Genomic DNA, 22,745 nt, shown 5'->3' with positions numbered 1-22,745 from the left:
TGCTCCGGATTATAGCTTCTGAAATTGTAGTTCATGAGGCCCTCAAAAAGCAATTATCATGTTGAAATTATATAATATTTTACCGAATTCGGCCTCATTTTGCAACTAATATTTGCGGGACAGACTCATAAGTGATCCTGGTGGCGCAGATGTATATTTGGATGGGCAGATGAAGGGCGTGACCCCGCTTCGCCTGGATAAATTGAAAAAAGGAAATATTAAGTTAGAAATAAAAAAGGAACATTATGGTACTGTTAAGCGTGATTTAGTCGTAAACCCCTTACTTGGTGAGATAAAGATTGATGTTCATCTGAAGAGTTTATGTAATCTTTCAGTAAATAGCACACCTGATGGGGCAACGGTATTCGTTGACGGAAAAGAAAAAGGCGTCACACCTTTACGTCTGGAAAATATTGAGAAGGGATTACACACAGTAAAGTTAACAAAAAATTGTTTCTCTGTTGCGGAAAAGAAGGTAGATATTACTGCATCGGAAAAGACAAAAGTTGATGTCCGCCTGGAAAGTGTATGCGGCAGTCTTTCAGTAAATAGCACACCTGATGGGGCAACGGTATTCGTTGACGGAAAAGAAAAAGGCGTCACACCTTTACGTCTTGATAATGTAATGAAAGGTAATATAAGTGTTAAATTAACAAAAAAAGGATTTGAAACAGAAAGCAAAGTAATTACAATTAGACCGTCAAAGAAATTTGAGTTCTTTGTAAAGCTAAGGCAACCGGTATTTTCTTCTGATGGCAGATTTATAGATCATAGAGACGGCACCATTACAGATACAGAAACCGGCCTCATGTGGACTCGGGAGGATAGTTATGTCCATCTCGGCAGATATTTGAATTGGGAACAATCGAAGTCATACGTTGATGAATTAAACACAGGCGGCTACACAGACTGGAGACTTCCTACGGCAGCAGAGCTAAAAAAAATATACGAAATCAAGAAATCAAATACAGACAAAGATGGCGATATTATACATATCGATTCCGTTTTCTCCCCCGGTGGGACTTTCTGGTACTGGTCATCAGAAGAACAGGGAAAATGCTGTGCTAAAGTCGTTCTCTTTATCGATGGCAGCATAATCAAGAATGACCGGATGTTTTCCTATGAGAGGGGAGTGCGAGCTGTTCGTCCATGAGTTTCAAAGATGCTTGTGAGCATGAATCATGTTCTAAATTCTGAAATCATCCGTTAATGATTTGATGACAGAGGCCATTTTCAGTTTGGCCAATCCGATACCGGCCTCAGAGGACAGCACCAGGACCAGGTGTATGTGGGATTTGCCTGGATGGACTTTGAGTGGTTCCTTGCCTTCATTTAGGCACCGCACAAGTATGTGAATACGATCTGTCTCTATATGGATCATTTTACAGCTACTGATCCCCATCTCCTGAGATGACCTTTGGGCATTAACCAGTATATTGTTGGCCCATACAGCGATCTCCATTAAATTCAACTCCCCATCCGGCAACATGACAAGCGGTTCACCGGTTGGTGTAATAATTCCCGCACCTGCAAAATCCATAATCGATTTAAGCGGCTCTAACTTTTCCTGTGCTGTCTTAATGCCTGAGTTATTCTCTATTTCAGGTTTTGACACTGATTTTTCTTCTATGTAGTCCTGTTTTATTTCATCTTCCTTTTTGTCTGCCAGGAAATCGATCTCTTCGATCTTATCAATCTCTTGTTTCTCAATATCTTTTGTCTCTTGCTTCTCAAGTTGCCTTGAGGCCTCATCTTTAATTTTGCAAGACTCCATCAGAACAAAAGCGAGTGGGGATGTGATGGTCTTAGTCTTATTTTCGCATGAATAATTAATTTCTATCTCTGTCTCATCCCAGCCAATGATCTCGTAGGCTGCCTGCTCACCTTCCGATGTCTCGGTCTTGGCATTGATTAGCTCTCCTTCCAGAAAATGCAGGCTGCCGATACGTTCATTGGATGTTATCGTAAGAGTACAGGTCTTCTTTTCCATTTCCAGAAATTGCAGGAACGTTCCCAGAGTGATACCCTTGATATGTCCTTTGGAGTCGTTTCTCGCAACGTATTTGCGGATATTGTCTGCCAGCATATCGAAATCCAGCGGCTTTTCCAGATATCGAGCAACACCCATAGTAGAGAGCTTTGCTTCCATCTCCGGGGTGCCGAATGCCGTCATCACGACTGCCGGTATATCAGAAAAATGCCTGGTCAAATATGCCAAAAGCTGAAACCCGTCCATTTCAGGCATTTTCAGGTCTGTAACAACCAGGTCGATTTTGGTTGAATTCAAGATTTCGACAGCCTCCTTTCCATTAAAGGCTATCAAGACCTTGAATTCATCAGAATATGACTTGAGACCGTCTGAAAGACTGAGCAGGAAACCTTTTTCGTCGTCTGCTATCAAGACATTTTTTATGCGGGTCTTTCCTCTACACGTATGAGCCGCTCGCAAAAAACATGTTTTGAAAAGGGCTCAGCATGATTTATTCCGGAAAATCAAGTAGTCTCACTAATTACATCATGGCCTTCCGGGATGGATATTGTTACAGTGGTGCCCTTGTTTCTTGCACTGCTGATCGATATATCCCCATCCATTTGAGCCAGCATTTTTTTTGTGAGTGTCAGCCCAAGGCCTGTACCTTTCGGCTTAGAAGTAAAAAAGGGCCTGAAGAGATTTCTTTGTTGTTCCCAGGTCATGCCACATCCGTTGTCCATAATGTCAATCAGTATCCGGTTTCCCTTTTTTAGCATCCTTATGCCAATTTCCGGTCTTTCGGAATCACCAAGGGCATCATAGGCATTAATTATGATATTCAACATCACCTGCTGAAGTGTCCTGGGATCAACACGAGCATATCTAACATCCGGAGAGAATATGGTTTTGATCTTAATATTCCTTTTCTCAAAATCGTTTTTCACTAAAGGCAGAAATTTCTCCATAAAGGATGGCATATCCACGTTACAGATATTTAACCTTTCGAACATATTGAAACTTTTCAAGGACTTAAGAAGGTACTCTATTCGAGATATCTCATTCAGGGCGCGGTCCAGAAACTCCAATATATCTTCTGAAGAATACAGGTTGATATTTTTTTGCAGAACACTCAGGGCCATTTTCAGAGAATTAAGAGGATTGCCTATCTCGTGTCTTATTCCGAAAAAAATATAACCTATATTATTCATCATATTTGCAGCCTGGGCGACCGCTTCAAGTCTTGCCTTTTCGGTGATATCACTTATTAATATCCAGAGATATCTATTAGACACGGTATAAACCGAATAACCTAAGAGCCTGCCTCCATATCTCAGTGTCTTTTGAGACGGTGCATTCTTTACGTGAATATCGTCCATCCCTTCAGGAAAAAGAATGGCACTGAGTGTTCCATATTCTTTAGGACTAATCGCCTCGAACATGTCAATAGCGGTTTTATTCTGAAAAACAACGGTTTTCTCCTTGGTATCAAATAAGACCAGGCCCAGACTGATATTTTCCAGGATATTGGCATAGATACAAATTCCGCGGCATAGTTCTTTATTGAAAGGGCAATGCCTGCCATCAGTATTTTCAGGCGCATTCATCGTCAGCTAGCCGGGGTTGATAGGCTGTTTCCTTTTTTAAATTCGGACAAAGCGACTTTCTGCCACGAGCAGGGGCGATTACGAGAACAGGATATCCAGATCCTCCCTGGATAGCCGCCGCAGCATGTCCTGCCCGCCACTCAGGATGGCGCTGACCATTTCCTGTTTCTTTTCCTGTAAAGCAAGGACCTTCTCTTCTACTGTTTCGGCAGTAATGAAGCGATAGGTAAATACCTTTTTGTCCTGTCCGATGCGGTGGGTCCTGTCGATCGCCTGGAGTTCCACTGCAGGGTTCCACCAGGGATCTACAAGAAATACATAATCCGCTGCCGTGAGATTAAGACCCAGGCCCCCGGCCTTAAGGCTGATAAGAAAGACTTTTATATCCTCGTCCTCCTGGAAGCGGCGCACTCTGTCTTTACGTCTTGCCTGAGGCGTTCTTCCATCCAGGTACTCATATGTTATACCGGCATTATCCAGGGAGCGACGGATCAGGCCCAGCATCCTGGTGAATTGGGAAAAGACCAGGGCCTTATGTCCACCAGAAATGGTCTCCTCTATCAAGGTCGTGAGCCTGTCCAGTTTGCCTGATCCTACACCGTCCTTTCCGATAAGGGCAGGGTGGTTGGCTGCCTGGCGAAGCCTGAGTAGTCCCTCCAGTATCTTGATACGGCTCCTGTTGAGACCCTGCCGCTCTATGGTTGCCGATATTGAGGCGCGGTAGTGGTCCCGGACCTGGGAGTAAACCTTGGCCTGCCCATCGGTCATGGGACAGAGTATTACATGCTCCATTTTCCCCAGAATTTCTTTGGCTACGGCCTCTTTAGTGCGCCTGAGGAGAAAAGCCGTCACCATTTGCTTGAGGGTATTCCGGGCCGCCTTGTCGCCACCGGCTATGGGTTTTGCAAACCTCCTGTCAAAGACCGCCCTGGGACCAAGGAGTCCGGGATTCAGGAACTCCATCTGGGACCAGAGCTCTCCCGCGTTGTTCTCAAGCGGCGTGCCTGTGAGGCACAGCCTGTGCCTGGCCCTGAGCAGCCGCACTGCCTTGGCAATCTGGGAATTGGAATTTTTGATTGCCTGGCTTTCGTCCAGAATGACATAATTGAACTGCAAATCTTTAAGAATTTTTATATCGCGTCTCACCAAGCCATAGGTGGTGATTACCAGATCAGACCGATCCATTTCTTTAATAAGACCTGAACGATTGTTCCCTGTATAGGCCAGTATTTTTAAATCAGGGACAAACCGCCTCGCTTCAGCCTGCCAATTAAACAGGACGGATGTTGGGCTCACTACGAGGGATGGGGCTTCTTTTCCATTTTCCAGCTCTCCTGCGAGCCACGCAAGGACCTGTATTGTCTTGCCAAGTCCCATGTCATCAGCGAGTATGCCTCCGAAACCGAACCTCTTTAAGAAAGCAAACCATCCCAGGGCATCCTCCTGATAGGGTCGAAGCATGCCTTTGAAACCAGCAGGTACCGGAAAGCTTTCAATTCCTGAGAAATTTTTCAGGGCATTTTTTATCTCAAGGAAACGCCGGTCAACAGATTCGACTTCATTCTCTTCCAGCAAGGCGTCCAATACCAAGGCCTGGGCCGATGAAAACCTAAGCGTTTTGTCACTGGAGTTCCTTTGCCCCGAAGCAATACCCAGTTCAAGTACAGGGAGGTTGCTGGAAAGCCATTTCTCTGGAAGCAGTCCTGTACTTCCGTCACCGAGCTTGACCGTCCGTTCTCCCCTCATAAAGGCCTTAATGGCCTTCGGCAATGGGACTATATGCTCTCCAAAGGATATCCCGCCTTCCAGATCAAACCAGTCTATGCCCGAGGAGATACCCAGTTTGGTGACGCGACCTCCCCTGAAAGGTTTTCTGTTTCGTCCCCGGATCTCCCAGCCCTCTTCAGCCAGTTCTGAAAGGACATCGGCCGCCCCTTTAATATCTCTTTGAAATAACATGTCTTTTTGCCGAAATCCCCTGGCAGCCAGTCCCGCCAGGATCTCGGATTCGGCCTCTTTATTTCGCTTGAACCTTTTCCATCTTTCAGTATCCAGTACAAAGGGCCTCGGGTCATGCCAGTCTATTTCCATATCTTTATAGGTCATAAGGACCCGGGCCTTTAAAAGGCCTTTCTCAAGCTCCACTATAACCGAGGGCCTTGGAAGCAGATCTTTTATGGTCTCTGGTGCCATCCCTTCCGGAAGGCGAATATTGGGGCTGCCTGCAAGAGATTCTGCCCGAACCAAAAGGTCCCGGATGTCTTCTGTGGATACCTCTATCTTCTCTGATTTCAACAAGGCCTTTATCCACGAAAGGCTGGGGCCAAACAACTCGAAAAGATACCCGTCATATATGAAGAACACCGGCGAGGTATGAAAAAAAACCGGTATATTTGAAAGCAGCACGTCTTTGCCATCTTTTTTCAGCCTTACTGATGGCACGAGCTTGAACACTTTTTTGGTCTTTTGTCTTGCTGTAAACTCCAACGATGCAGCAGATGGGACCGCCTTGAGGAGCGGGTCTGCCAGCAGTATTTCGTCTGAGAGAAAAACTCTGCAACGTTTTGTCTCTGCCAGCAGAGGCAGGACGAGTTCAAGGTCTCTTGGCTCTAAAGTAATATCTACAAAATCCCTGTGGCTCGCCCGGTAATACCGGAAAAAATTATTTCTTGCGGTCTTCCCGGATATGTTTTCCAGCATTGCAATTAAGGCACGATCCATCCTGGGAAGACCTCTGTGTTCTATGGTAATTGCCTGAAGTTTCCTTTCTCTGCCCAGTGTGCCGTCTTTTTTGAGGTACCTTTCAAAGACGGATATCTTTACGGCCAGTGAAGTGACGTTCAGATCATAGCACAGAAGGAACTTGCTGGAGCCATCCAGCCATGGAGGAACCGCCTGGTTCCTTTGCCAGAGAGCATCTGTAAACAATGTCCGCCAATCAGCTTTTTCTTTAGGCCAATCCTTTTTGGGCTTGCCATTACTGGAAAGAGTCGGCCTTCCCTCTGCTGCCAAGACCCTGTCCGCTTCAATTATAGTTGCCCACAGGTGTTTGCACGGAAAGCCTTGTTGAAAGAAGGGGCAGGTGCAGGAAATGAGAATTTTGCCGTCTTTCGAACGCCTGTCAACTACTGATGTTGTATAAAGCCTTGAACCCTGGACTACGGCTAAAATTCTTTCCTGTGAGACCTCTTTCAGCGTTGCCCTTCCCTGTTCGGCATAATATACACCGCGTTGGCGTATAACAGGCAGAAATGAGTATCTTAGTCGATTTTTCCAGGAACCTGACGAGTCTTTGCCTCTTTTGTTTCTAAAAAGCCTTCGCCCCATATCCGTGCTGTATAGTTTTAATGTTATTTTGATGGGCTGCTTAAAAGCAAATTTTTAATATACACTGTTTTTGTGAATGAAGCAGTTAAATCATACAAACATAGTCAAAGACCCTGATACAATGATCTGCCCGCTGACTCGTGGTGATTCCGAATTCTCCATACGCTGGACATGCAAAAAGCGGAATCAGGCATATCAAAATTGTCCAAGCGCGCTTTTTACTGACATGATAGGGAACCTGGTCCAGTGTCAGGAAACCCGCATGGAGCTCGGCTGGTTTATGGGGGAGATTACTATGAAGGTGATTTCGGGCCGTTACGGCCGTATATCAGGCTGGGTGAGTATGTGGGTGCGGGAGCGGCAATTAGGTCAATAATCTTCATCCTTCTTCGTTTCGTTTTCAGTTTGCGCGCCTTTGTCCTTTTTTCCTGTCAACTGACAGGAGTTGCGCATTCAGGTGGAGATTCCAAGTTTGGGCAGGATGTAGACCTGCAACAGATACCATACACCTACAAAAGCAATGACAATCAGAATTTCTTTCATTTTTTACTCATCATTCATATGCCGTTAAAGAGCGGTTGTCCAGTCCTTTTTGGTCACCAGGCAGTACAGCGCTTTCATTAAACACAACATGACCCTGCCAAGTTCAAAGAAGATAACACGTAAATATTCGGTGAACCCGTGGTCCACTGCGCAAACCGTTCACTGGCAGGGGATATTTCTTTTCACTTAACACTTCAGCCCCTTGTTTTCTTAAGGCTTTTGACATGGGGGAGTCTTGCCCCCTCCCCGTTCTCCTTCGCTGCGCTCAGGAGCCGGGGTTTCCCCCACAGCAAAAGCCAAGAAAACTACGGGGGCTTCCGTTAAACTGTTCAAAGAAATATCCCCTGCCAGTGAACGATTGCCATCCGTGCCCTGCCGCAGGAGCGGTTTGCCTTTTGGGGAATCAGCTCATGGTATTTGACGAGCAGATGATGTAAGCTTACCCTGCTTTTTTCATCTATTGTTTGACAGATCAACACGAAGATATTAGACTGGTCTAAGTCTAGTCTGGGGGGTGATATTATGGAGACAGTCGGTGCATATGAAGCCAAAACACATCTTCCCAAACTACTTGAACGTGTAATCAAGGGAGAACGAATAACTATTACTAAACATGGGATTCCGGTAGCTGTATTGCAACCTCCGGAATCTTTACGAAAGGCAGAACCTAAACGGGTGATTGCTGAAGTGCGTAGTTTCCGTGCTAAACATCGCCTTAATGGGCTTTCTCTCCGTGAAATGATTAAAGAAGGAAGGCCCTAGATGAGTGAAAATTTTGTCATTGATAATTCTGTAGTCATGGCATGGTGTTTTGAGGATGAAACAAGCCAATACGCTGATGCCATTCTGGATAGACTGGAGGTATCCACAGCGGTCGTACCGTCAAATTGGCCGTTAGAAATCGGAAATGTATTATTGATTGCTGAACGCAAGAAACGCCTCAGCCAGGCTGATAGTATACGATTTATTGCATTACTATCTGAACTCCCGATAATGATTGAACAAGAACCGCCGGAAAGGATGCTGAAGGAAATTTTGGCCTTGGCACGTGAGCACCAACTTTCAAGTTACGATGCCTCATATTTAGATCTTGCAATAAGGAAGGGGCTGCCTATTGCTACTTTGGATAATGGCTTGATAGCAGCAGCTAAAAGAAGCCGGGTTCCGATTGCAGAGCATAACTGTTGACACTGACCCTGCATGATAATTCGCCAATCTGCCTCTTCAACTACTACGCATAATAAGGAGACTGTTTCGATCCCGAAGCCTGCCGATTCCTGCAGAGGCTATGCTCAAGGCCGCAGCCTTTTGGGCAGAGGCAAGGATAGACCCGCAGCAGATAGCAAGGCCCTTGATGGCGATATGATTTTGTGTGGGCAACATGGGCACCGACTTTTCTGAGAATATAATGGAAGATCTTTCTGAATTCCAGATATACGAAATGAAATTCGTCCGTAATGTGGCCGGTGTCGGCTCTTTTGCCTGTGTGCCCTCAAAGGAGATGAGTATTCAGCAGGTATTGGATTACCTGAAATCACATCCGAACGACCAATTCATGCATAATTACCTGTTGTTTACCCTGGCAGAATACGACAAAAACAAACTTGAGGGCTTGATTGAGCAAAAAAAGGAAGACCTTCGATTTCTGGCAGCTGCTTACGAGGTAAGCGTATTACGCGGATTTCCTGATGTGCGCAGCAGACTTGAAAAAATGGGGGCGGGGAAGCTTGCCGGGCACACCCCCTTGATTTTTGCAAGATGGGCCTTGGACAAGGACTCTCCCGGACATCTGTTCTGGACGGGCGTGTTTGAAAAGAACGTCTATAATCACGAACCGCTTCCTTCCCTGAGCGAGATCGAGTTTCCCATACCATTTGATCTTGATGATATCGATCCGGATGGAAAAGACATAGTACATATAAAGGACATCTTTTCCGAATCAAAAACAAAATCCGTCATGCCTGGAACTTCGGCAAGGCGGAAAACAGCTTCAGAGACTGTTAAAGATATCGTGAGAAGACTCGCCGATATTGACCTGATTACCGGAACTGAACGGAGGACAGTATGGTCTCTCAGCCCGTATGCGCTGGAAAGATCATGGAATACAGAGGTTCGGGTTGCTGTGGGAAGGAACAGATGGAGACTCGCCATTCCTCAGACAAGCTATGGAAAAGGCATGGAAGAAGACCAGGCACGGGCCTCGTATTTGATGGAGATGGTTGAAAGATATTCATCTTTTGCAAGTTTTTCCAATGACTTGACTATCGGATACAAGGATGAGTTTAATCTCGTCAGGTCCAGTTACACTGATTTGGTGGCACAAGGGCTTTCTGCACTTGATCCGAATATCATGAATCTTGAAGTTCCTTATGAGGACCAGGTATTGTACTGGATAGCAGGCCGGGAAATCAGCGCAGACGGGGGCGCCGAGATATATCTGCCCGCCCAGTTTGTCTTTCTGTTCTGCAACCTCGATGAAGCGGCTCTGACCAGCGGGGTGTCATCAAACGGCCTTGCTTCCGGCAATACGGAAGATGAGGCCAGGCTGCACGCCTTGATGGAATACATAGAAAGAGACGCTGAAAGAGTTGCGCTGTACTCTCAAGAGAGGTGTTTCACGCTGGAAGCAGAAGATCCTGCAATAGCCTGTCTCCTGGACAAATGCAGGGAAAGAGGCCGTTATGTCCAGTTTCTGGATTTGACCCCTGATCTTGGGATACCTTGCTACAAGGCCTTTGTGCAGACGGGGGATGAAATTGTAAAGGGTTGTGCAGCAGACCTGAGCGGAAAGGCGGCGGCGGTATCTGCACTGACCGAGCTGGCATATCCGTATTTTGTCAGATCAAATCCGCCTCCGGCAGGACAAAAGAGCATAAAATACGAGGAGCTTCCCGATTATTCATCAGGGGATGTGAGCCGCGACCTGAATACCGTGGAGAGACTGCTGCTATCAAACGGTCTTAAACCGATCTATGTGGACTTGACAAAAAAGGACCTGGATGTCCCTGTGGTAAGGGCGTTTGTGCCTGGCTTGGAGTTCATGGCGATATTAGACAGGTTCTCGGATTTCAGCAAGAGACAATTCAGAAACTATCTCAAAATAGTCGGAGCCAGGTGAGCGAAGCCCGGAGACAAAAAGGGGCAACGGGCGATAAGCCGCAACCTCCTGAAATCAGATGGCGGAAGCGCATGGGAATCGAACCCACCCACCGAGCTCTTCACCCGGTGCACCGGATTTGAAGTCCGGGAGGGCCACCAGTGCCCTTTCCGCTTCCAGGCATTCTGTACGGTCTTTCTCCTTTCTTGTCAAGACGAGCTTATAACATACATAAATAGCGTATGACAAATCAAACTATAGACATTGTCAATGTCCGTCAACATAATCTGAAAGGCTTTGACCTTTCGATACCGCTGGGGAAAATCACGGTCCTGACCGGTCCGTCAGGCTCAGGCAAATCCAGCCTGGCCCTGGATGTACTCTTTGCCGAGGGTCAATACCGCTACCTCGAATCTCTGGGCATGGCGGTAAAACGTATTGTCGACCTGTGGGACAGGCCTTTGGTGGATTCAATAAAAGGCCTTCCTCCCCCCCATTGCACTCGAGCAGAAGCCCTTTGTGCGCAGCCCCAGGTCCAGTGTGGCTACTCTCACTGGCACAGCGGATTTCATGCGCCTGTTTTTCGCCACATGTGGCCGGCCGCACTGTCCAGAGTGCCAAACAGAGATCAGCGCTCTCAGTGTGGATCAGATGGCCGACAGGATTCTGGATCTCCCGGAGGGAACAAGATTGATCCTGATGGCACCCATAACTCGAAGAATGGACCTGATGCCCCTGGACGAAATACTGAACCACTTGAAAAAAGACGGCTTTCTCAGGGTGAGAATAGACGGCAGAACATTTAACCTGGATGCCCCGGTAACATTGGAGGATAAACCCGAGTCCCTGGAACTGATAGTGGACCGTCTGATAGTGAAGCCGGGGATCCTTTCGCGCCTTGCAGATTCCCTTGCCCTGGCCTTGAGTCAGGGAAACGGTTCCGTGGTGATAGAGATTTTTCCCGTAAAAAAGGGCAAATGGCCTGAGATGCTTACATTTAGCGAAAAGATGGTCTGTCCTGAGTGCCGGGCGTCTTTTCCCGCTCTCAGCCCCCGGATATTTTCCTGCAGCCACCCGGACGGAATGTGTATCTCCTGCGAAGGCAAGGGCAAAAATAAATCAGGGCAAACCTATCCGGAGTGCGCAGGAACCGGGCTGAACCCGTTTGCCCGAAGTGTCCGCATAGGTGACCAGACCTTTCCCGGTCTCATGACATGGTCTGTACACAAAACTTACCTGTGGCTGCTTTCCTTTCCTGATAAATTTTCAGTAAAATTTCATGGAATTAGAAACATTCAGGCCGGAATCCGCATTATCGAGGGCATTTCATCGCGGCTCAAACCCCTGGAGGAAATGGGTCTTGGTTATCTCAGGCTCGATCGGGCGGCTATGACCCTGTCAGGCGGAGAGATCCAGAGGCTGCGCCTGGGTGCCCAGCTTGGCCGGGACTTGACCGGGATATTATATATACTGGATGAGCCTACAATAGGCCTGCATCCGCGCGAACAGGAAGCGCTGTGGCAGAACCTCGTCCATTTAAGGGATCAGGGCAACACAATAATAGTCGTGGAACATGACCTCGACATCATTCGAAAGGCAGACCACGTAATTGAGTTGGGTCCCGGAGCAGCAGATGAAGGAGGGTATCTGATATTCTCCGGCACGGCCGAGGATATGGCAAAAGACCGGGACAGCATCACAGGACCGCATCTTCAGGGAAGCAGACGCCTCAAAAGGCATGGCCATAAGAGAAGATCCCATGGACAAATAATCCTGCGCCATGTAAAGAAAAACAACCTGAAAGACATTACGGTGGCATTCCCTCTTGGCTGCCTGGTCTGTGTAGCAGGTGTTTCGGGCTCCGGGAAGAGCACTCTGGTGACTGATGAATTATATCATGCGCTTCGCTGTAGGCCTACAGAGAGATCTTCAAAGACAAAACTGGTCCTGAAGGGGGGATTATCCGCCATGCCTGAGGTAATCCTTGTAGACCAGGCACCCCTTGTAAAGGCCCGGTCCTCAATGCCTGCAACATACATGGGTATTTTTACCCGCATCAGGGCCGTTTTCTCCAGGACCCCTGAGGCCAGAAGCAGGGGCTACAAGGCCGGCTATTTCAGCCTCACCCGCAAGGGCGGCAGGTGTGAAAGGTGCAGGGGCCAGGGCTCTATTGATCTGGACCTGCAATATCTCCCTCCAATTAAGATAACCTGTGACCTCTGCGGGGGAATGCGCTACAACAGGGAGGCCTTGGGAATAAGGTATAAGGGGCTGAATATGGCAGAAGTCCTGGATATGACAGTAAAGGATGCAGCCGGTTTCTTTGCCAGGATACCCGGGATAAGGCGCCCTCTGGAAGTAATTGAAAGGATCGGGCTTGGATATCTGAAGCTCGGACAACCTGCCTGCACACTCTCAGGCGGAGAGGCCCAGCGACTCAAGCTTGCCAGGGAGCTTGCGAAACAGACCCGTGACTCCACGATCTACATCATGGATGAGCCATCCCGCGGTCTTCATCCAAGGGACATGGAAAGATTTATCCTGGTTCTGGACGAACTTCTTGAGCAGGGCCATTCTGTAATACTTATCGAGAACCAGCCTGAGATCCTGGACCTGGCGGACTGGATAATAGAACTGGGACCGAAGGGGGGACCGGAAGGAGGGGCCATAGTGGCCGAAGGCCCGCCAGACACGGCAAAAAAATAGGGCCGTGGAATCAATTATCCACGGCCCTCGATCTCTTTTGCCGGTTTTAGTCCGGACTTATGACAGTCCGAAAACAGCCAGGAGCTTGGCTACCAACGGGTTGGCATAAAGGGCGATCAGGGCTATGACCAGGGCATAAATTGTCAGCGCCTCGATCAGGGCCAGACCGATGAACATAGTAACTGTGAGCTTACCGGCCAGTTCGGGGTTACGGGCAGTTGCCTCAAGGCAGCCGCTGGAACACATCCCCATGCCCACACCGCAGCCAAGGGCGCCGAGACCGACGCCGAGACCGGCGGCCAGGACCGAGGCGGCCATAAGTAACCCAACGGTGTGTCCACCTTCTACCGCATTGCCTTCAGCGGCCATCGCCAGAGCGGCAAATCCCAGCACCATAAGCATTGACAATACAGAAACCAGAGAAACTTTTTTCACGTCATTCCCTCCTTTGTGAAATTAAATATATTTAATTTGGCCTTCTTCGCTCAGTTATTGCCTTATTATTAATGTCCTTCTGCCATGGCCTCCACTGAATACACGATGGAGAGCACCATAAAGATAAATGTCTGAAGTACACACACCAGACAACCCAGAAGCATGATTGGCAAAGGCGCCAGATAGGGCCCGGCCAACATGAACAGTATCCCAAGGAGGATCTCCTTTGATACCATGTTTCCAAAGAGTCGTATGGAGAGAGAAATGATACGCCCGATGTGACTGAAAATCTCTATGGGGAACATCATGGGGGCCATAATCGGAACGGCTCCCATGAAGTGCTTGATGTATTTTACGCCATGAAACCTTATCCCAAGGGCGTGATATGTAACTATTGATATAGAAGTGAGACCCAATGTTACGTTGAGGTTGGCGGTAGGACAATGGAAACCCGGGATCAGCCCCATGTAATTGGAGATAAGTATCAAAAGGACAAATGTGGCGATCATGGGGAAAATGATCCTGGCCTTTTCCCTGTCGCCGGTCTGTTCAGTAATGAAGTCCTCAAGCCCCCCCAAAAGCATCTCCATGACGTTCTGCATACCCCTTGGCACCATCTCCATTCTGCTGGTGGCTGCCTTGGCCAGGACAATACAAATAATCATGGCAAGATAACTATACTGCATGTGTGGGGCCAGGATCTGTGCAAATACGGTATCCCCCCCGTAGGCAGGCAGTCCAAGTGCGTCTAACAATATACTCAAAAACAATAAAGGGTGTTCCATGGCTAGACAGCCTCCTTAAAACGAATTCTGTAAATCATCATAGCCAATACCAAGATATAAAAATTTATCACCCCGACTGAAAGGCCTATAAAGAGCCCCACGGGTGACAAGATTTCCGGGAATACCAGAAGGGCGGCCAGCACTGCCAGGGTAATAAGCCCCAATCTGACAGCCAACCCTCCATAATAGGCAACCATACTGTGCATACGCAGTACGCGCCTGCAATCGCGCTCAAGCCCTATGCTGTTTAAATTGATTATTATCCCGCCAACCAGGATGCCTACGGCCATACCAGGCGAAAAGACTGCAGTGGCTATAGCTACCATCAGACCCAGAAGGAGCCAATTGGCAGCCATATAATACCTCACAAACCCCTTATCCAGCTCTCCGCTGATTACTGCCCTTAACATCGCCTTAACGCTCTGGCGCATGCCCCTCTCTCTCTTCCGGCTGGTCTTTTTTTCTCTCACCGGCCTTCTTGATAAAACGTCTGCTCAGGATCAGAAAATTCTTAATACCTCCGGCAATACCAAAAAAAAGGCAAATAATGGTAAGCCATGGATAAGTCCGTCCATTAAATAGCCAGGTATCCAGATAATACCCCGTAATCGCTCCGGCAAAAACGGAAAAAACCACGGATGTGGAAATGGTAAGGGCAACACTGAGGCTGCGAAACTGCGATGCCAATTCCTCTTTTATACTGCCCATGCATCACCATAACATTTCTGCCAATAGCCGACATCGTACTGAACGGGGCCTCATTCATTTTTTATGTCATTAAAAAAACTCCTCAAAGCCCTCCTCAAAGAATTGGATTATCAAATAGCACAGGAAAACACAACTGTCAATCCATTTGTATTAAATTGGTCTTTCTGGTTTCTGTTCTCTTCAGGCAGACAAGAATTGAATGATGACGCCTTAAGCAAGATCCTTGAATGCGGATTCAGCATCCTTTAGAGTCTCTTCAATCACATCCCATCCATGGGCCAGAGAGACAAAGCCTGCCTCAAACTGGGATGGAGCCAGATAAACACCCTCCTCCAGCATATGCCTGAAAAAGCGGGCATAAAGATCGGTATCGGACTTAAGGGCGGCCTCAAAATCAATAACAGGACCTCTTTGACCGAAGAAAGTCGTCATCATGGACCCCATGCGCTGCAGACAGCAGGTTATCCCATGCCTCTCTGCAATTTCAACAAGCCCGCTTCCCAGGGCCTCTGCCCTTTCTTCCAGGACTTCATAGACCCCCGGACGGCTCAGCACCTCAAGGGTTGCAAGGCCGGCCGCCGTGGCAAGCGGGTTCCCGGACAAGGTCCCTGCCTGATAGACAGGACCCACTGGGGCGATCTTTTCCATTATCTCCTGTTTGCCGCCATAGGCCCCTACGGGCAATCCCCCGCCAATTATCTTTCCAAGACATGTCAGGTCCGGCATTACCCGGAAATACTCCTGGGCTCCTCCGGGAGCCAGCCTGAAACCGGTGATCACCTCGTCAAATATGAGCACTATCCCCTTTTCTTCGGTCCATTCACGTAGTTTAGGGAGAAAGTCCTCTCTTGGAGGGATCACTCCCATATTGGCAGGGACCGGTTCCACAATAACCGCTGCTATTTCATCCCCCTCTCTGTCCAGGACAGTCTTGAGGTCTTCCAAATCATTGAAGGGCACAGCCAGTGTATTGGATACGACCTCTTCAGGCACTCCAGGACTTCCCGGGATACCAAGGGTCGCCACTCCGGAGCCGGCTTTCACCAGAAAGGAATCCGCATGTCCGTGATAACAGCCGTTAAACTTCAGGATTTTCTTGCGGCCCGTATATCCCCTGGCCAGACGAACAGCGCTCATGGTGGCCTCTGTGCCCGAGTTTACCAGCCTCACCTGCTCAATGGACGGCACAAGCTCAACTATTTTCTGCGCCAGGGCCACTTCACGCCAGGTCGGCGCTCCGAAACTGGTACCGGATGCCAGGGCCTCCGCGACCGCTGCCTTAACCTCAGGATGTGCATGCCCGATAATCATCGGACCCCAGGAGCAGACATAGTCGATATACCGGTTCCCATCTACGTCGTATAAGCGGCAACCCTCTCCCTTCTCGACAAATATAGGATCACAGCCCACTGACCTGCATGCGCGGACCGGGCTGTTGACTCCGCCCGGCATCAGTTTTCCGGCCTTCTGGAAATAACTGTTGGACAGGTGATGATGATGCATTTGGCCTTCCTCCTGTAAGGAAAAATTAGGGGCACAAAACTAAAAAAGAGCCACAAGTGAATGCCTGCAACTCTCTGATTTTACTGGTAGCGGGGCGTGGATTTGAACCACGGACCTTCGGGTTATGAGCCCGACGAGCTACCAGACTGCTCCACCCCGCATCCGAAGGAATTTTGTTTCAAAAAAAACCGAAAAGCAATCTAATTCATAACCACTTGAGATTAGATTGTCAACACATTGGAACTGCTGCAGCCGCGTACGATCAATCAAAGACGCTCTTTCCCTCGCCTATATGATAAGCATTGCGTCTCCGTAACTGAAAAATCTATATCCGGCATCCACGGCCTTTTTATAGGCATGAAGTATCCTGCCCCTGCCCGCAAAGGCAGAAACTAATATTAACAAAGAAGATCTGGGCAGGTGGAAGTTGGTAACCAGGCAGTCAACGACTCGGAATCGACGACCGGGCAGAATATACAGGTCACATAATCCCTGAAAGGCCTTTATTCTATCCGTACCATTTACTGTTGCCTCTAATGCCCTGACTACAGTTGTTCCTACTGCTATAACCCGGCCACCTGTCTTGCGGGTGGAAATTATCTTTTCCGCAGTACTTTCAGGTACCGAGATCCATTCAGGGTGAATCATGTGCTTACGTATGTCAGATGTCCTTACCGGAGCAAAGGTGCCGTAACCAACGTGGAGTGTTATCCATGCCATGTTAATATTTTTTTCCCTGGCGAGGAGTAATTGCTCTTCAGTGAAATGGAGTCCTGCCGTAGGGGCGGCCACCGAACCTATCTCTCTGGCATAAATGGTCTGATATTGTTCTGCATCGGAAGCAACCGGAGAACGTTTGATATATGGCGGAAGAGGAATATCTCCGCAGGATTTCAGGGTTAATAATAATTCACCCGGATACATGAGCTTAATATCAACCTGGCCCGCGGAATTGACTTCAAGGACTTCTATCTCCAGACCCCCCCGGCATCGTATCTTTTGGCCCTGTCTTACCGGTTTCGAACTGCGATAAAGGGCCTTAGCAAATGCCACGCCATTCCCATTTTCTCTGGGAAAGTGGAGTAGAAAAAATTCTACCCTCCCTCCTGTTGATTTCATGCATTTAAGTCGAGCTGGAAATACCTTGCTGTCGTTGAGAACAAGGCAGTCCTCCGGATTAATGTAATCTAACAGGTCACGAAAGATCCGATGGCTTAGTTCGCCCGTTTTACGGTCGAGTACCATCAAGCGGGAAGACGACCGATCAGGCAAAGGATACTGAGCGATCAGGCAAGGAGGCAAGTTGTAATCATATTCAACCAGATTAAAGTCTGCTGTCATTAAAAAATATCGGTCCTTTGGGCAAGATAACATACTGCCAGGCCGATCAAGGTGGAAACAAGACCAACCAATCTCAATTGATCCGGATCCATTTCCTCGATTTGTCTCGTAAGGACCTGCATCTTTTCAGGAAAGGCGAAATAAGGGAGTCCTTCAACAACCATTAGTAAGCCTATTACACTCAGAAAAAGCTTCATATGTATAGCAACTCCGACTTAATCAGGGTAATATGGTGAATCAGGATACGACCGATAGAAGTTGGTGGCGGTGCAGGGATTTGAACCCCGGACCCTGCGGATATGAGCCGCATGCTCTAACCTGCTGAGCTACACCGCCACGTAGTGCGATACCTTTTAACCATTTTGAAAAATGTGTCAAGGAGAAACTCGACCGGAAACGTTTGATACTTATTTCTTGTCGGTTATAATTTTAGATCGAAAGGAGGATATTCATGCAGGAACTTATCACAAGAATTGTTCCCACAGGAGTCTCAGTTGTGACGGTCAGGTCCGGAGATAAGATAAACGGAATGACAGCGGCATGGGTTACACAGGTCTCTTTAAAGCCGATGATGATTGCGACATCTATTGCTCCTCAGCGTTATACTCATGGCCTGATCAAGGAGTCAGGCTACTTTTGCATTAATGCCCTCCCGGTCGAGGCAATGGAAATAGCAAGACATTTCGGTTTTAAGAGCGGGCGTAAAACCGACAAGTTCAAAGGAGTATCATATACAAACGCCCTCAAGGGCTCTCCGGTTTTGGAATCGGCTCATGCCTATGCTGAATGCGAGGTAGTCCATGCCTATGAGGCCGGGGATCATACGCTTTTCATCGGTTCTGTTATTGACAGTGCTGAATTAAAGGAGGGCGCCAGCCCCCTCATCTTTAGATGGAACGATTTCTTTGGCAAGAAGCAGTGAAAAAAGAGAGAAAAGAGTCAATGCCTAAAAAAGCCCAGACGCCCATTGCTTCTGAATATCAGAAAAAAACCATCTTGGAAGAAATACTATCCGGCCTTCCGCCTCAGGTCGGAAAGACATTACAGAAATTTCTGAGAGAGATACTGGCCGGAACAATAATTGTTGTTCTGGCTGTATCATTGTGGCTGGGCTACTCAACTTACACAACAAGGCAGGAGAACAGGGCTGCTGCTGCTATGGGAACTGCAATGCAGCAAACGGATACCGCAAAAAGAATATCCGCCTTGGAAAAGGTGATCCATAAGCATGGCCACACAAATACCGGCAGACACGCGCTGCTGTTCCTTGGAGCTACTCAGAGGGACTCCGGACAGGTTGAAGCAGCAAAAAAGAGTTTTAACAGGGCTGAGCAAGAGTTTTCTGAGGACAGCTTCTTGTATTATTCTGCCCTTATGGGCCTTGGCTATTTACAGGAAGATGATGCAGAATTGGATAAGGCCCGACGGGCATATAAATCGGCAAGTGCGGCACAGCAGGGCTTTGAAGCCATTGCCTCCCTTGATTTTGCAAGAGTGTCCTCTGCCTTGGGGTACAATGATAAGGCCATTGAGTCCTATAACAAGTATCTTTCCATGAAGCCACAGTCACCGCAGGCCGGCTTTGTGCGTCATCAGATCATGAAACTCTCTTTCGAGGATAGAAGCCCGAGGAAAATTCCTGTCTTTGAAAAGAAAAATGACGAATAGAAGGAATCCGTCCTGCATATCGCTCACCCAAAATTCTTTTTCTGACGACCCCGTCATTCAACGACATAAGTTCATCGTAACCGATCCCAGGGTGCTCCTTCTGGAAACGATTTGCGTTAGCCCCGCAAGTTTTCTTGGCCTTTGCAGCATGGGAGACCCCGGCTCCGGAGCGCAGCGAAGGAGAACGGGGAGGGTCCCATGCTGCAAAGGCCTTAAGAAAACAAGGGGCGAGAGCATGTTGGAAGAAGAAGCACCCTGTGATCGGTTACAGCTCATCGATGCCGGGGGACACATCGCCAATCCTCAATTTCAAGACACCATCTATTATAAAATTATAAATCCGGATTATGCGCTATGAAGGTCCCATATACCGGCCTCCCAGCGAAGCGGATTCGCTGTTAATCCAGGCCACTATCGGATGCCCTCATAACCGATGCAATTTTTGCATGGTTTATAAAAACGGTCCGAAATATCGCGTCAGGCCGGTAGCGGAAATTAAGAAGGATATGGTGGAAGCAAAAAAGACTTACGGCCCTCGCGTACGCACCATGTTTCTTCCTGCCGGAAACACAATAGCCATGAATACGCAGGATCTGGCCGATGTGTGTTGTTTTGCCAGGACAACCTTTCCCTGTCTTGAGCGGATCACAGTCTACGGGTCTTCTCAATTTATCCACAAGAAAGGACCTGATAAACTCAGACAATTGGCCGAAGCAGGGCTCGGACGCATCCATGTGGGTCTTGAATCAGGTGATGACGTCATATTAAGATACATTTGCAAGGGAACCAATGCCGGGCAGCAGATCGAAGCGGGAAGATGGCTGATGGACGCAGGGATCGAACTGAGCCTGTACGTTATCTTGGGGATCGGAGGCCGGGAAAGAACATACGATCATGCAAGAGAAACTGCCCGGGTGATCAATGAGATTGCACCCGACTTTGTGCGGCTGCGCACCTTTGTGCCAAAGATAAATACGCCTATTTTGGATGATGTATTGGCAGGGCGTTTTAAAATGCTCACGCCTTACGGCATTTTAAGGGAAGCAGGGGTCCTTATCGAAGGCATCACTGCCAAAACTTCACTTACCAGTGATCACTATACCAACTACATCAACCTTCACGGCCGCCTGCCCCAGGACAAACCGAGGCTCCTGAAAGAGATAAATCACGCCCTTGAATGGAAGGAGTCTGATTTTCGGCCATTTTTTATAGGCACCGAGTGAGGAGGAATGAATGATTAAGCGCCGTTTACGGTTCAGAGGTTCAAAACCGTTGAGTCGTAAGTTCTGAACGGAGAAGTCATCAGGGAAACGATTTAAGGATATTAAGGCTTGGCAATTGGCCCAGAGGAGCTGACCCGCAAGGTCAACTGAAAAAAATAACCATGAACGGTGAACTTTGAACCTGGAACGCTTATGAATTAATAATGAATGATTAAGTGGAGAGTGATGTGACAAAGAAAATGATCCTTTCCGCAGGGATAATATTAGTCAGGAAGAATGGGGTTCAGTGGAAATATCTGTTGCTGAGGGCCTTTGGTTATTGGGATTTTCCAAAAGGGATTGTGGAGCCGGGCGAGTCTCCTCTTGAGGCTGCCAGGAGAGAAGTAGAGGAAGAGACTGCCTTGAACGACCTTAATTTTCGATGGGGATATGATTACAGAGAGACGGAACCTTATAGCCGTGGCAAGGTAGCCCGTTATTATATAGCAGAGACGAGCGAGTCTGGTGTAAGCCTTCTGGTAAATCCGGATATAGGGAAACCGGAACACGATGAGTATCGCTGGGTATCATATGAAGAGGCGGTTTCTTTGGTGGCGCCAAGGGTGAAGCCGGCCCTTGAATGGGCGCAGGAGACTATCACTGCCGGGAAAATTGAAGGGCATCACTTTTTCACGAAAATTGTTGTATAGACGCGTACTTCAGAGAAGTTACCAGAAATGATAAAATTTTAGGTATTTGGTACTTGCTTCATTCATTAAAAAAGGGTAGCCATAATGAGGGAACTTCTTGCCTTTATGCAAATGAATGGGCATTAGATGTTTCACTTCTGTTATTTGCAGGTGGATGAATAGAGGCGTTTCAGGAGAAAAATAATGGCAGCAGAGATAATCAGCGGGACTCTGATAGCAAAGCAGATAAAGGAAGAACTGAAGGCCGAAGTGGCCGAGATGAAGGAAAAGCACGGGGTGGTCCCAGGTCTTGTGACCATACTGGTTGGGGAGAACCCAGCCTCCGTATCCTATGTGACCGCAAAGCAGCGCACTGCCCATGACCTTGGTTTTCATTCCATCCAGGACAACCGGCCTGAAGATATCAGTGAGATCGATCTGTTGGCCCTGATTGACAAATACAATCAGGATCCTACGATCCACGGCATACTGATCCAGCTCCCCCTTCCTAAGCATATAGACGAGGGCAGAGTCATCTATGCCGTAACCCCGGACAAGGACGTGGATGGTTTCCATCCGGTGAACGTGGGCAAGATGGTGATAGGTGAGCCCTGTTTCCTGCCGTGCACGCCTCACGGTATCATGGAAATGCTTATCCGTTCAGGGATTGAGACCAGCGGGGCCGAGGCGGTGGTTGTAGGCAGGAGCAACATTGTTGGAAAGCCCATAGCAAACCTGCTATTACAAAAGAGAGAAGGCGGAAACGCCACCGTCACCATATGCCATACCCGGACCAGGGACATGGCATCTCATACGAGAAGGGCCGACATCCTTGTAGCGGCAGCGGGCCAACCCAGATTTATTACGGCGGACATGGTAAAGGACGGCGCAGTGGTGATAGATGTGGGTGTAAACCGGATAGGCAAGACCCCTGAAGGCAAGGCGATCCTGTGCGGCGATGTGGATTTTGAGGCGATAAAGGAAAAGGCCTCTGCAATAACTCCGGTGCCCGGCGGTGTCGGCCCGATGACCATAACCATGCTTATGAAAAATACAGTCCAGGCTGCAAAGCAGATTTCAGGACTGGCATGATGTCGTTGTCCTCCAAATGGGAAGGGACAACCGCGGCCCGAAAAACTTGCAAGACAATTGATAAATGGTACTG

General features: G+C 48.1%; 22 protein-coding genes and 3 tRNA genes. 12 read left to right on the top strand and 13 right to left on the bottom strand.

Going from position 1 to position 22,745, the window contains the following annotated elements; all coding sequences use genetic code 11:
- Positions 1-112: 112 nt before the first annotated feature.
- A complete protein-coding gene (locus tag C4B57_09755; protein ID PXF53451.1) occupies positions 113-1,153 on the top strand; it encodes a hypothetical protein in 1,041 nt (346 codons plus the stop codon).
- A gap of 33 nt (positions 1,154-1,186) precedes the next feature.
- Here the strand turns inward: C4B57_09755 and C4B57_09750 are convergent, their stop codons facing one another.
- From C4B57_09750 to C4B57_09740, 3 genes are all read right to left on the bottom strand, one after another.
- Positions 1,187-2,449 carry a hypothetical protein gene (locus C4B57_09750; GenBank protein PXF53450.1) on the bottom strand — a complete coding sequence of 421 codons (1,263 nt, stop codon included), beginning with the start codon at positions 2,447-2,449 and terminating at the stop codon, positions 1,187-1,189.
- A gap of 44 nt (positions 2,450-2,493) precedes the next feature.
- Complete coding sequence (locus C4B57_09745) at positions 2,494-3,576, bottom strand: hypothetical protein (GenBank protein ID PXF53449.1); 1,083 nt, start codon at positions 3,574-3,576, stop codon at positions 2,494-2,496.
- A 78-nt stretch (positions 3,577-3,654) separates the two neighbouring features.
- Positions 3,655-6,903 carry a helicase SNF2 gene (locus tag C4B57_09740; protein PXF53448.1) on the bottom strand — a complete coding sequence of 1,083 codons (3,249 nt, stop codon included), beginning with the start codon at positions 6,901-6,903 and terminating at the stop codon, positions 3,655-3,657.
- A 246-nt stretch (positions 6,904-7,149) separates the two neighbouring features.
- On the opposite strand from C4B57_09740, the gene C4B57_09735 reads away from it, so the two are divergent.
- The 4 genes from C4B57_09735 to C4B57_09720 all read left to right on the top strand — a co-directional run bounded on the left by C4B57_09735 (position 7,150) and on the right by C4B57_09720 (position 10,564).
- The gene (locus C4B57_09735; GenBank protein PXF53447.1) at positions 7,150-7,527 is read left to right on the top strand and encodes a hypothetical protein; all 378 of its coding nucleotides are present in this window, start codon (positions 7,150-7,152) and stop codon (positions 7,525-7,527) included.
- A gap of 441 nt (positions 7,528-7,968) precedes the next feature.
- Positions 7,969-8,208 (top strand): type II toxin-antitoxin system prevent-host-death family antitoxin, encoded by a 240-nt coding sequence (locus C4B57_09730; GenBank protein PXF53446.1) that lies wholly within the window; start codon positions 7,969-7,971, stop codon positions 8,206-8,208.
- Entirely contained in the window at positions 8,209-8,634 is a 426-nt protein-coding gene (locus C4B57_09725) for a VapC toxin family PIN domain ribonuclease (GenBank protein ID PXF53445.1), read from the top strand.
- 193 nt (positions 8,635-8,827) lie between these two features.
- Positions 8,828-10,564: a hypothetical protein gene (locus tag C4B57_09720; GenBank protein PXF53444.1), complete on the top strand. Its 1,737-nt coding sequence runs from the start codon at positions 8,828-8,830 to the stop codon at positions 10,562-10,564.
- 59 nt (positions 10,565-10,623) lie between these two features.
- Here C4B57_09720 and C4B57_09715 read toward each other — a convergent pair.
- Positions 10,624-10,721, bottom strand: a tRNA-Sec gene (locus C4B57_09715).
- Positions 10,722-11,113: 392 nt separating this feature from the next.
- On the opposite strand from C4B57_09715, the gene uvrA reads away from it, so the two are divergent.
- Complete coding sequence (gene uvrA, locus C4B57_09710; GenBank protein ID PXF53443.1) at positions 11,114-13,249, top strand: ABC-ATPase UvrA; 2,136 nt, start codon at positions 11,114-11,116, stop codon at positions 13,247-13,249.
- Between the two features lie 57 nt (positions 13,250-13,306).
- On the opposite strand, the gene C4B57_09705 is transcribed toward uvrA, so the two are convergent.
- From C4B57_09705 to C4B57_09665, 9 genes are all read right to left on the bottom strand, one after another.
- Positions 13,307-13,651, bottom strand: a complete 345-nt coding sequence (locus C4B57_09705) for an ATP synthase F0 subunit C (protein PXF53455.1) — start codon at positions 13,649-13,651, stop codon at positions 13,307-13,309.
- Between the two features lie 101 nt (positions 13,652-13,752).
- Entirely contained in the window at positions 13,753-14,469 is a 717-nt protein-coding gene (gene atpB / locus C4B57_09700; GenBank protein ID PXF53442.1) for an ATP synthase F0 subunit A, read from the bottom strand.
- 2 nt (positions 14,470-14,471) lie between these two features.
- Complete coding sequence (locus tag C4B57_09695) at positions 14,472-14,900, bottom strand: hypothetical protein (protein ID PXF53441.1); 429 nt, start codon at positions 14,898-14,900, stop codon at positions 14,472-14,474.
- Positions 14,884-15,177, bottom strand: coding sequence for a magnesium transporter (locus C4B57_09690; GenBank protein ID PXF53440.1), 294 nt, complete (start codon positions 15,175-15,177; stop codon positions 14,884-14,886). Before C4B57_09690 ends, C4B57_09695 begins: the two co-directional genes overlap by 17 nt.
- 210 nt (positions 15,178-15,387) lie before the next feature.
- Positions 15,388-16,680 (bottom strand): glutamate-1-semialdehyde-2,1-aminomutase, encoded by a 1,293-nt coding sequence (gene hemL / locus C4B57_09685; GenBank protein PXF53439.1) that lies wholly within the window; start codon positions 16,678-16,680, stop codon positions 15,388-15,390.
- A gap of 84 nt (positions 16,681-16,764) precedes the next feature.
- Positions 16,765-16,841: transfer RNA gene (locus C4B57_09680), tRNA-Met, on the bottom strand.
- 127 nt (positions 16,842-16,968) lie between these two features.
- Entirely contained in the window at positions 16,969-18,021 is a 1,053-nt protein-coding gene (locus tag C4B57_09675; protein ID PXF53438.1) for a tRNA preQ1(34) S-adenosylmethionine ribosyltransferase-isomerase QueA, read from the bottom strand.
- Complete coding sequence (locus C4B57_09670; GenBank protein ID PXF53437.1) at positions 18,021-18,218, bottom strand: DUF2065 domain-containing protein; 198 nt, start codon at positions 18,216-18,218, stop codon at positions 18,021-18,023. The genes C4B57_09675 and C4B57_09670 overlap by 1 nt, the downstream gene beginning before the upstream one ends.
- 62 nt (positions 18,219-18,280) lie before the next feature.
- Positions 18,281-18,357, bottom strand: a tRNA-Met gene (locus C4B57_09665).
- Between the two features lie 109 nt (positions 18,358-18,466).
- On the opposite strand from C4B57_09665, the gene C4B57_09660 reads away from it, so the two are divergent.
- The 6 genes from C4B57_09660 (at position 18,467) to C4B57_09635 (ending at position 22,672) form a co-directional block, all read left to right on the top strand.
- The gene (locus C4B57_09660) at positions 18,467-18,943 is read left to right on the top strand and encodes a flavin reductase (GenBank protein ID PXF53436.1); all 477 of its coding nucleotides are present in this window, start codon (positions 18,467-18,469) and stop codon (positions 18,941-18,943) included.
- Complete coding sequence (locus tag C4B57_09655; GenBank protein ID PXF53435.1) at positions 18,913-19,689, top strand: hypothetical protein; 777 nt, start codon at positions 18,913-18,915, stop codon at positions 19,687-19,689. Before C4B57_09660 ends, C4B57_09655 begins: the two co-directional genes overlap by 31 nt.
- Positions 19,679-20,047, top strand: coding sequence for a hypothetical protein (locus tag C4B57_09650; GenBank protein PXF53434.1), 369 nt, complete (start codon positions 19,679-19,681; stop codon positions 20,045-20,047). Before C4B57_09655 ends, C4B57_09650 begins: the two co-directional genes overlap by 11 nt.
- Complete coding sequence (locus C4B57_09645; protein ID PXF53433.1) at positions 20,037-20,912, top strand: radical SAM protein; 876 nt, start codon at positions 20,037-20,039, stop codon at positions 20,910-20,912. The genes C4B57_09650 and C4B57_09645 overlap by 11 nt, the downstream gene beginning before the upstream one ends.
- 239 nt (positions 20,913-21,151) lie before the next feature.
- Positions 21,152-21,601, top strand: a complete 450-nt coding sequence (locus C4B57_09640) for an NUDIX hydrolase (GenBank protein PXF53454.1) — start codon at positions 21,152-21,154, stop codon at positions 21,599-21,601.
- A 183-nt stretch (positions 21,602-21,784) separates the two neighbouring features.
- Positions 21,785-22,672 carry a bifunctional methylenetetrahydrofolate dehydrogenase/methenyltetrahydrofolate cyclohydrolase FolD gene (locus tag C4B57_09635; GenBank protein PXF53432.1) on the top strand — a complete coding sequence of 296 codons (888 nt, stop codon included), beginning with the start codon at positions 21,785-21,787 and terminating at the stop codon, positions 22,670-22,672.
- The last annotated feature ends 73 nt before the right edge of the window (positions 22,673-22,745 follow it).

The sequence above is a fragment of the Deltaproteobacteria bacterium genome (assembly GCA_003194485.1).
In the GTDB taxonomy this organism is placed as follows: Bacteria; Desulfobacterota; Dissulfuribacteria; order Dissulfuribacterales; family UBA3076; genus UBA3076.
This window is presented reverse-complemented; position numbering and strand designations above follow the sequence as displayed.